This is a genomic window from Pantoea sp. Morm (genome assembly GCF_016643525.1).
Lineage (GTDB): Bacteria > Pseudomonadota > Gammaproteobacteria > Enterobacterales > Enterobacteriaceae > Pantoea > Pantoea dispersa.
In genome coordinates this window covers 38,905-48,757 of record NZ_VOQX01000036.1, presented here as the reverse complement: position 1 = coordinate 48,757, position 9,853 = coordinate 38,905, and the positions used below count along the sequence as shown (strand labels likewise).

At 60.0% G+C, this 9,853-nt stretch carries 7 protein-coding genes; 5 read left to right on the top strand and 2 right to left on the bottom strand.

Annotated features, from left to right (window positions below; all coding sequences use genetic code 11):
• Positions 1-476: 476 nt before the first annotated feature.
• Positions 477-1,967, bottom strand: coding sequence for an L-arabinose isomerase (gene araA, locus FT726_RS14205; RefSeq protein ID WP_021506181.1), 1,491 nt, complete (start codon positions 1,965-1,967; stop codon positions 477-479).
• Positions 1,968-1,978: 11 nt separating this feature from the next.
• Complete coding sequence (locus tag FT726_RS14200) at positions 1,979-3,664, bottom strand: ribulokinase (protein WP_132462736.1); 1,686 nt, start codon at positions 3,662-3,664, stop codon at positions 1,979-1,981.
• Between the two features lie 366 nt (positions 3,665-4,030).
• Here FT726_RS14200 and FT726_RS14195 point away from each other — a divergent pair, with 366 nt between their 5' ends.
• The 5 genes from FT726_RS14195 to FT726_RS14175 all read left to right on the top strand — a co-directional run bounded on the left by FT726_RS14195 (position 4,031) and on the right by FT726_RS14175 (position 9,806).
• Positions 4,031-5,014 carry an arabinose ABC transporter substrate-binding protein gene (locus FT726_RS14195; RefSeq protein ID WP_021506179.1) on the top strand — a complete coding sequence of 328 codons (984 nt, stop codon included), beginning with the start codon at positions 4,031-4,033 and terminating at the stop codon, positions 5,012-5,014.
• A 174-nt stretch (positions 5,015-5,188) separates the two neighbouring features.
• The gene (gene araG, locus FT726_RS14190; protein ID WP_346302948.1) at positions 5,189-6,709 is read left to right on the top strand and encodes an L-arabinose ABC transporter ATP-binding protein AraG; all 1,521 of its coding nucleotides are present in this window, start codon (positions 5,189-5,191) and stop codon (positions 6,707-6,709) included.
• 17 nt (positions 6,710-6,726) lie between these two features.
• Positions 6,727-7,713 (top strand): L-arabinose ABC transporter permease AraH, encoded by a 987-nt coding sequence (gene araH, locus FT726_RS14185; protein ID WP_021506177.1) that lies wholly within the window; start codon positions 6,727-6,729, stop codon positions 7,711-7,713.
• A 57-nt stretch (positions 7,714-7,770) separates the two neighbouring features.
• Positions 7,771-8,688, top strand: a complete 918-nt coding sequence (gene araC, locus FT726_RS14180; protein ID WP_346302947.1) for an arabinose operon transcriptional regulator AraC — start codon at positions 7,771-7,773, stop codon at positions 8,686-8,688.
• Positions 8,689-8,765: 77 nt separating this feature from the next.
• A complete protein-coding gene (locus FT726_RS14175; protein WP_021506175.1) occupies positions 8,766-9,806 on the top strand; it encodes an oxidoreductase in 1,041 nt (346 codons plus the stop codon).
• Positions 9,807-9,853 lie beyond the last annotated feature (47 nt).

Sequence of the window (9,853 nt, the reverse complement as noted above, 5' to 3'; positions counted from 1 at the left end):
GCGTTTAACGTCTTAGTTGTGATCGCATGTGTCTTTTAAGAGGTGCGCAAACTAGCGCACCTTTTTTTATGCCCTGATTCGTGGATGTTGGGTGGGGTTGCTATTAATTGGGTGCCCGGCCCCATCAAGGCCAGCCCGATCGCAAAGAAACCCCGCATCCATGCCGATCGGCCGCGCCATCCCTGGCGCGGACGCTTTGCTATTCGGGCTGGCCTTGATGGGACAGTTAAGTTGTTCATCGCTGTCATTTATGCGCTGCGCGGCGTTTAAACCTGACTACTCGCAGCACACGTATATGAAGGAAATAAAGGCGGGCAGTGGAGTAAAGCGTACGCCGCAGGGATGCGGCGGCCGGGGCGACAGGGAGGTATTCACGCTGGCTTTACGTAACGCCTGCCGTTGTTGACTGGACCGCACGTTTTAAGCCATAAAAAAAGCCGCGATACCCTCGCGGCTTGCTTCAACATTTCAGGCTATTAACGTTTCAGGCGGTAGTACGCATCGTTCCAGCGCAGCGCATCTTTGAAGGCCGGCAGGCGCGTCTCGTCATCAATCACCAGCACTTCAATGCCGTGCAGTTCACCGTACAGGTACATGTCCTCGACATCCAGCGCCTGGCTGAACACCGTATGGTGTGCGCCGCCCGCCAGGATCCACGCTTCAGAAGCGGTGGCCAGCGAAGGCTGTGCGCGCCACAGCGCACGTGCCACCGGCAGCTTCGGCAGCGCCTGCGGCTGTTCAATGGTATCGACCACGTTGACCAGCAGACGGAAGCGATCGCCCATGTCGATGACGCTGGCGTTCACCGCGCGACCCGCCGGCGTCGAGAAAATCAGACGCGCCGGATCGGCTTTACCGCCAATGCCGAGGAACTGCACATCAATCAGCGGCTTCTCCTCTTTGGCGATCGACGGGCACACTTCCAGCATGTGCGAGCCCAGTACCAGCTCGTTGCCCGGCGCGAAGTGGTAGGTGTAATCCTCCATAAACGAGGTGCCGCCGGCGCGCGTGCCGGCCTGTACTTTCAGGATGTGCAGCAGCGCGGCGGTTTTCCAGTCGCCTTCACCGGCGAAACCGTAGCCCTGAGCCATCAGGCGCTGAACCGCCAGACCGGGCAGCTGGGTCATACCGTGCAGCGTCTGGAAATTGGTGGTAAAGGCTTTACAGCCTTCGCTATCGAGGAAGCGCTTCAGGCCCAGCTCAATGCGTGCGGCATCCAGCACATTCTGCCGCTTGTCGCCGTTTACAGACGCCGCTGCGCTGAACAGATACTGGCTCTCGTATTCGTCGACCAGCGCGTTGACATCACCGTCGCTGACGCTGTTCACCACCTCAACCAGATCGCCGACGCCCCAGCCGTTAACCGCATAGCCAAACTGAATCTGCGCTGCCACTTTATCGCCTTCGGTGACCGCCACTTCGCGCATATTGTCACCGAAGCGCGCCACTTTCAGCTGCTGGCTGGCCTGCTTCGCCAGGGCGGCATTGATCCAGCGCGCAATACGCTGCTGGCTGGTTTTATCCTGCCAGTGACCGGTCACTACGCTGTGCTGCAGACCCATGCGCGCGCCAATGAAGCCGAACTCACGGCCGCCGTGCGCGGTCTGGTTCAGGTTCATGAAGTCCATGTCCATGCTGTCCCACGGAATTTCCGCATTGAACTGGGTATGAAACTGCAGCAGCGGTTTATGCAAAATACTCAGTCCGCCAATCCACATTTTTGCCGGCGAAAAGGTGTGCAGCCAGGTAATGATACCGACGCACTGGCTGTCGTGATTGGCCTCGCGGCACAGCGCCAGCGCTTCATCCGGTGATTTCACCAGCGGCTTCAGCTCAAGCGGCACCGGCAGCGTACCGGCCTGATTCAGGCCGTCCATCACCTGGCGCGCATGCTGCTCAACCTGGCGCAGGGTTTCCGCTCCGTAGAGATGCTGTGTACCAATCACAAACCAGACTTTCTGTTCCATTCATCGCTCCTTTACTTAGCGGATGCGGCGCGCGCGGCGTACTGCGGTTCAGCCGCCTGGCACCAGTGTTGATAACGTTGATAAAGCTGCTGATAAGTCGCCACGCGCTGGCTGTCCGGCTGCAGGGTGACGGCAATCGGACTGGCCATCACCTGCTGCGCCGCCGGCACATCGGGGTAAACGCCGGCGGCAACGGCGGCAAAAATCGCCGCGCCCAGCGCACAGCACTCATCGGAAGCGACAATGTCCAGCGGCCGGTTCATCACATCGCAGCAGGCCTGCATGATGGCAGGGGATTTGCGCGCAATGCCACCGAGCGTCAGGATGTTCTGCACCGGAATCTGCTGCTGCTCGAAGCACTCCATGATGGCGCGCGCGCCAAAGGCGGTGGCGGCAATCAGGCCACCGAACAGCGCTGGCGCATCGGTGCCGAGGTTGAGGTCGGTAATCACGCCTTTCAGGCGCTGGTTGGCGTCCGGCGTGCGGCGACCGTTAAACCAGTCCAGCACCACCGGCAGGTGATCGAGTTGCGGATTTGCCGCCCAGGCGTCGGTCAGCTGGCGGATCAAATCCTGCTGCAGCGCGGCCAGCTGCGGCTGTAATTCAGGATGGCGCTGCGCCGCCTGCTGTAAGGGCCAGCCGAGCAGGCGACTGAACCAGGCATAGATGTCGCCGAACGCCGATTGTCCGGCTTCACAGCCGATGGCGCCCGGCATCACGCTGCCGTCGACCTGACCGCAGATGCCTTTGATCGCGCGATCGCCAACCTGTTCGCTGTCGGCGATCAGGATGTCGCAGGTCGAGGTGCCGATGACTTTCACCAGCGTGTACGGCTGTGCGCCCGCGCCAACCGCGCCCATGTGGCAGTCAAAGGCGCCACCGGACAGCACCACCTGTTCTGACAGGCCAAGACGCTGCGCCCATTCGCCCGACAGCGTGCCGACCGGCACATCGGCGGTAAAGGTATCGCTGAACAGCGGCGAATCGAGCTGTTCCACCAGCATGGGATCGAGCGCGCGAAAGAACGCCGCCGGCGGTAAACCCTGCCATTCCGGATGCCACAGTGATTTGTGCCCGGCGGCGCAGCGTCCGCGCCGCAGATCGGCCGGTGCGGTGGTGCCGCTCAGCAGCGCGGGCACCCAGTCGCACAGTTCTACCCACGACACCGCCGCCTCACGTACCGCGGCATCGGCACGCGACACGTGCAAAATTTTGGCCCAGAACCATTCGGAGGAGTAAACGCCGCCGATGTAGCGGGTATAGTCGGTGAACTGGCCGCTGCGGCACAGGCGGTTGATCTCTTCGGCTTCTTCTATGGCGGTGTGATCTTTCCACAGCACAAACATGGCGTTGGGATTGCTGGCGAATTCCGGACGCAGCGCGAGGACGTTGCCGTCGCGATCGATGGGGGCCGGCGTCGAGCCGGTAGAATCGACGCCAATACCCACCACCGCGGCGCGCTGCGCCGGACTTAACGCCTGCACCACGCTGACGATCGCCTGCTCCAGCGCATCAATATAATCCTGAGGATGATGACGAAAGCGGTTGGCGTGGGCATCGCAGAATTCACCCTTTGCCCAGCGCGGATAGTTGACCACCGCCTTTTCCAGCTCTTTACCGCTGTGGCACTCCACGGCCAGCGCCCGTACCGAGTCACTGCCGAAATCCAGCCCAATTGTTATGGCACCCGCGCTCATCGGGATTCTCCTGTGTGAGTTGTCTCGCTCTATCCTGGAATGGGGCGCGGGCGGCGGTTAGTCATCAGCGGCTGAGAATATGCACTTTTCTGTCATCGGCGGGGTTGTGTGATCGACAGCAAAAGTTAATGTCCGGTTAATTTTGCTGAATATATGGAGGATTTAGTCATCGTTTTGGGATGTGATACCGCTCTACATTTTTCCGCGCTTTTCCCGCTACAACTAGCCCAGCGTTTGCACAGCCTTTGTACAACCTTTGAGCTAACGCGCTGATTTTGCGCTGTACCCGAACGTGAAATCTGATTGGTAGCGTTTACACCGATTCGTTGATAACAGCGATAAAACACCATTGTGCCGGAGAGCATCATGCATAAATTCACTAAAGCACTGGCGGCCGCAGGCCTCGCCGCGCTTATGTCACAATCCGCTATCGCCGAGACCATGAAGCTCGGTTTTCTCGTCAAACAGCCGGAGGAACCCTGGTTCCAGACCGAGTGGAAATTCGCCGATAAGGCCGGCAAAGATCTCGGCTTTGAAGTGATCAAAATTGCCGTGCCGGACGGTGAAAAAACCCTGAACGCTATCGATAGCCTGGCGGCGAGCGGCGCCAAAGGCTTTGTCATCTGTACCCCGGATCCCAAGCTGGGCTCGGCTATCGTCGCCAAAGCACGCAGCTATGACCTGAAAGTGATTGCCGTGGACGACCAGTTTGTCACCGCCAAAGGCAAGCCGATGGATACCGTACCGCTGGTGATGATGGCAGCGACCAAAATCGGCGAGCGTCAGGGCCAGGAGCTGTACAAAGAGATGCAGAAACGCGGCTGGGATGTGAAGCAAACCGCCGTCATGGCGATTACCGCTAACGAACTGGATACCGCGCGCCGCCGCACCGGTGGTTCGATGGCCGCGCTGAAAGCCGCCGGCTTCCCGGAGAAGCAGATTTATCAGGTGCCGACCAAATCCAACGATATCCCGGGCGCGTTTGACGCCGGTAACTCGCTGCTGGTGCAGCATCCGGAAGTGAAGCACTGGCTGATTGTCGGCATGAACGACAACACCGTGCTGGGCGGCGTGCGCGCCACCGAAGGCCAGGGCTTCAAGGCACCGGACGTGATCGGCATCGGCATCAACGGCGTGGATGCGGTAAGCGAGCTGTCAAAAGGCGCGCCAACCGGCTTCTACGGTTCCCTGCTGCCGAGCCCGGACGTGCACGGCTATAAGAGCAGCGAAATGCTCTACAACTGGGTGACCAAAGGACAGGAGCCAGCGAAATTCACCGAAGTGACCGACGTGGTGCTGATCACCCGCGACAACTTCAAAACCGAGCTGGCGAAGAAAGGGCTGATGTAAGTCGGTTTTAAGCCGTCCTCAATGTGATGTTAATTAACAGGCAGCCGGCATAGTTCGTGCTGTAGCAAGGCGGCAAACACGTTTATCCCCGGGAGCTTACTGAAGTCAGTGACCGGGGTAAATGTGCGCAGCCAACGCCGCTACGGTGCGAAACATGGAGGCTCAGGAGTTCCCATGAACACGGATCCAGCATTTCTGTCATTTCATGGCATCAGCAAAACCTTCCCTGGCGTGAAAGCGCTGCAGGATATCTCTTTTCAGTGCCGCGCCGGTGAAGTGCACGCGCTGATGGGAGAAAACGGCGCGGGCAAATCCACGCTGCTGAAAATCCTCAGCGGCAGCTATCAGCCCAGCGGCGGCGAAATCCGCATCAAAGGCACAGCGAAAAGCTTCAGCAATACCGTTGATGCGCTGGATGCCGGCGTGGCGATCATTTACCAGGAGCTGCATCTGGTACCGGAAATGAGCGTGGCGGAGAACATCTATCTTGGCCAGCTGCCGCACAAGCGCGGGCTGGTTAACCGTAAGCTGCTGCGCTACGAAGCCGGTCTGCAGCTGAAAAATCTTGGCATGGATATCGACCCCGACATGCCGCTGAAATACCTGTCGCTCGGCCAGTGGCAGATGGTCGAAATCGCCAAAGCGCTGGCTCGCAACGCGCGCATCATCGCCTTTGATGAGCCGACCAGTTCGCTGTCGGCGCGCGAAATTGAGCATCTGTTCCGCGTGATTCGCCAGCTGCGCGAACAGGGCCGGGTGGTGCTGTACGTGTCGCATCGCATGGAAGAAATTTTCGCGCTGAGCGATGCCATCACCGTGTTTAAGGATGGGCGCTACGTGCGTACCTTCACGGATATGGCCAATACCCACCATGACGATCTGGTGGAGGCGATGGTCGGACGCAATCTCGGAGATATCTATGGCTACGCGCCACGTGAGCTGGGGTCCGTGCGTCTGCAGCTGGACCAGGTGGAAGCGAAAGGCGTGCGGATGCCGATATCGCTGACGGTGCGCGCCGGAGAAATTGTCGGTCTGTTTGGACTGGTCGGTGCCGGCCGCAGCGAACTGATGAAAGGGCTGTTTGGTGCCACCCGGCTGCGCGCAGGCACGGTCACGCTGGACGGTAAGCAGCTCAACATCCGCGAACCGATTGATGCCATCCGCGCCGGCATCATGCTGTGCCCGGAAGATCGCAAAGCCGAAGGCATCATCCCGGTGCACTCGGTGCGCGAGAACATCAATATCAGCGCGCGCCGCCACAACCTGAGTGCCGGCTGTCTGATCAAGCCGGGCTGGGAAGCGAAAAACGCGGACCACCACATTCGCTCGCTGAACATCAAAACGCCGGGCGCGCATCAGCTGATCATGAATCTGTCCGGTGGCAACCAGCAGAAGGCAATTCTGGGCCGCTGGCTGTCGGAGGAGATGAACGTGATCCTGCTCGACGAACCGACGCGCGGCATTGATGTCGGCGCCAAACATGAAATCTATAACCTGATTTATCAGCTGGCAAACAAAGGGATCGCGGTGCTGTTTGCCTCCAGCGATCTGCCCGAAGTGATGGGACTGGCCGACCGCATCGTGGTGATGCGCGAAGGTGAGATTGCCGGTGAACTGCCCCACGACGCCGCCACGGAGCAGCTGACGCTGAGCCTGGCCATGCCGAAAACCACTCAAGCGGCCGCCGTGGCCTGAGGTAAAGGAGAGTAAAAATGGCTTCATCTACCACGTCCAATACGCCACCGGTGCAGCGCAGTGGCCTGCAGCTCGGGCGCATCTGGGACAACTTCGGCATGCTGGTGGTGTTTGCGCTGCTGTTTATCGTCTGCGCCATCTTTGTGCCTAATTTTGGCACCTTTATCAACATGAAAGGGCTGGGCCTGGCGATGTCGATGTCCGGCATGGTGGCGTGCGGCATGCTGTTCTGCCTCGCCTCCGGCGATTTCGACCTGTCGGTAGCGTCGGTGATTGCCTGCGCTGGCGTCGTCACCGCCGTGGTGATCAACATGACCGAAAGCCTGTGGATCGGCGTCGCCGCCGGCCTGCTGCTCGGTATGGCCACCGGCTTCGTTAACGGCTTCGTGATTGCGCGCCTCAAAATTAACGCGCTGATCACCACGCTGGCGACCATGCAGATTGTGCGCGGCCTGGCCTATATCTTCTCCGACGGTAAAGCGGTGGGGATTGAGGATGAGCGCTTTTTCACCCTCGGCTACGCCAACTGGCTGGGCGTGCCGGCACCGATCTGGCTGACCATCGCCACCATGATCGTGTTCGGTTTCCTGCTGAACAAAACCACCTTTGGCCGCAACACGCTGGCGATTGGTGGCAATGAGGAAGCGGCACGGCTGGCCGGGGTCCCGGTGGTGCGCACGCGCATCATCATCTTTATCCTTTCCGGGCTGGTATCAGCGGCGGCCGGCATTATCCTGGCTTCACGCATGACCAGCGGTCAGCCGATGACCTCGCTCGGTTATGAGCTGATCGTTATCTCCGCCTGCGTGCTGGGCGGCGTGTCGCTGAAGGGCGGTATTGGCAAGATCTCCTACGTGGTCGCCGGGGTACTGATTCTGGGTACCGTCGAGAATGCGATGAATTTATTGAATATCTCGCCATTCTCACAGTATGTGGTGCGCGGTTTGATACTGTTAGCGGCGGTGATCTTTGACCGCTACAAACAGAAAAGCAGAACCGCCTGATCCCGCGGGCGCAGCCGCAACGCTGCGCCCCAACGTCACGCGAACCGGGAGATCCTTATGTACCACCGCGAAGCGACGAGTGAACAGCAAAATCCTTTACTGCCGGGCTATCCGTTTAACGCCTGGCTGGTGGCCGGACTGACGCCGATCAACGCCGGCGATCAGCTCGATTTTTTTATCGATCGCCCGCACGGCATGAAAGGTTACATTCTCAATCTGACCATTAAGGGACAGGGACGCGTCTTTGACGGTGAGTCAGCGTTTGACTGCCAGCCGGGCGACCTGCTGCTGTTCCAGCCGAAAACGCCGCACTATTATGGCCGCGCGCCGGACAGTCCGTGCTGGCATCATCGCTGGGTCTATTTCCGTCCGCGCGCCTACTGGACCGACTGGCTGCAGTGGCAGGATCAGAACCAGGGCGTTGGCCGGCTGCGGCTGCCGGATGCGCTGCGCGCCGAATTTGACCGCCTGTTTGCCAGCATCGAACAGACGCACAACTCAGGACGTCGCTTTGCCGAAGAGCTGGCGATGAATCTGCTGGAGCGCCTGCTGCTGCGTGCGGTGGAAGAGGATCCGCGCAGCCATCAGCAAATTCGCGACCCGCGCGTGATTGAAGCCTGCCAGTACGTCACCAATCATCTGGCCAGCGAGGTGAAAATCGAGGAAGTGGCGCGCCACGTCTGTCTGTCGCCGTCGCGTCTGGCCCACCTGTTCCGCGAGCAGATGGGGATCAACCTGTTACGCTGGCGCGAAGATCAGCGGGTGATCCGCGCCAAGCTGCTGTTGCAAACCACTCAGGAACCGATCGCCTCGGTGGGGCGCGAGGTCGGCTACGACGACCAGCTCTACTTCTCGCGCGTGTTCCGCAAGCGGGTGGGCGTCAGTCCGAGCGATTTCCGCCGCCGCAGTCAGGATGCGCACGACGCGCTGGTGGCCCAGGAGAGCTGGCAACCGGCACGGAGTGCGATCTCCTGAGCTTTCAGGTGATTCCGCCTTGTTCTTACTGACTGATTCGTCTTAAATCAGTCAGGTCACGAACAAGAGGAATGAGAATGAGCGATAAACTACGTGTCGGCCTGATTGGCTACGGATTTGCCAGCAAAACCTTCCATGCGCCACTGATCGCCGGTACGCCAGACGTTGAGCTGGCGGCGATCTCCAGCAGCGATGCCAGTAAAGTGCACGCTGACTGGCCGTCGGTGCAGGTGGTGGCCGATCCTCAGGCACTGCTGGATGACCCGACGCTGCACCTGATTGTAATTCCTACCCCGAACGACACCCATTTCCCGCTCGCCAAAGCGGCACTCAATGCCGGCAAGCATGTGGTGGTCGATAAACCGTTTACCGTGACGCTGTCACAGGCGCGCGAGCTCGACCAGCTGGCCAAAGCCAAAGGGCTGCTGTTGTCAGTGTTCCACAACCGCCGCTGGGACAGCGATTTCCTGACGCTGAAAACGCTGCTGAACGACGGCACGCTGGGCGAGGTGCGCTATCTGGAGTCGCACTTTGACCGTTTCCGTCCGGAAGTGCGTCAGCGCTGGCGCGAAATGAAAGGCCCGGGCAGCGGGATTTGGTTCGATCTTGGACCGCACGTGCTGGACCAGGCGTTGCAGCTGTTTGGACCGCCGGTGGCGATCAACGTCGACATGGCTGAACTGCGTCCCGGCGCGCAAACCACCGATTACTTCCACGCGGTGCTGACGTATCCCACCCGGCGCGTGGTGCTGCACGCCAGCATGCTGGTAGCGGCGGAATCGGCGCGTTTTGTGGTGCACGGCACGCGCGGCAGCTACGTTAAGTATGGGCTCGATCCGCAGGAGGACCGTCTGAAAGCCGGTGAACGTCCGCCGCGTGAAGAGTGGGGCTACGACATGCGCAACGGCACGCTGACGCTGGCCGAGGGCGACGTGATGGTGGAGAAAGAGCTGCTGACGCTGCCGGGCAACTATCCGGCCTATTATGCGGCGATCCGCGACGCCATTGCCGGTAACGGTGCCAACCCGGTTACGGCGGAAGAGGCGATTCAGGTGATGGAGCTGATTGAGCTTGGCCTGCAGTCGGCGGAGAAACGCCAGACACTGTCCCTGAAGTAAACCGGACGGCGTTATCGCCAGCCGATCAACAAGGAGCGCAATCTGCG

Excerpts from the sequence above, each read along its gene's own strand:
- araA (WP_021506181.1), bottom strand. The coding sequence starts at position 1,967 with ATGGAACAGAAAGTCTGGTTTGTGATTGGTACACAGCATCTCTACGGA.
- FT726_RS14200 (WP_132462736.1), bottom strand. The coding sequence starts at position 3,664 with ATGAGCGCGGGTGCCATAACAATTGGGCTGGATTTCGGCAGTGACTCG.
- FT726_RS14195 (WP_021506179.1), top strand. The coding sequence starts at position 4,031 with ATGCATAAATTCACTAAAGCACTGGCGGCCGCAGGCCTCGCCGCGCTT.
- araG (WP_346302948.1), top strand. The coding sequence starts at position 5,189 with ATGAACACGGATCCAGCATTTCTGTCATTTCATGGCATCAGCAAAACC.
- araH (WP_021506177.1), top strand. The coding sequence starts at position 6,727 with ATGGCTTCATCTACCACGTCCAATACGCCACCGGTGCAGCGCAGTGGC.
- araC (WP_346302947.1), top strand. The coding sequence starts at position 7,771 with ATGTACCACCGCGAAGCGACGAGTGAACAGCAAAATCCTTTACTGCCG.
- FT726_RS14175 (WP_021506175.1), top strand. The coding sequence starts at position 8,766 with ATGAGCGATAAACTACGTGTCGGCCTGATTGGCTACGGATTTGCCAGC.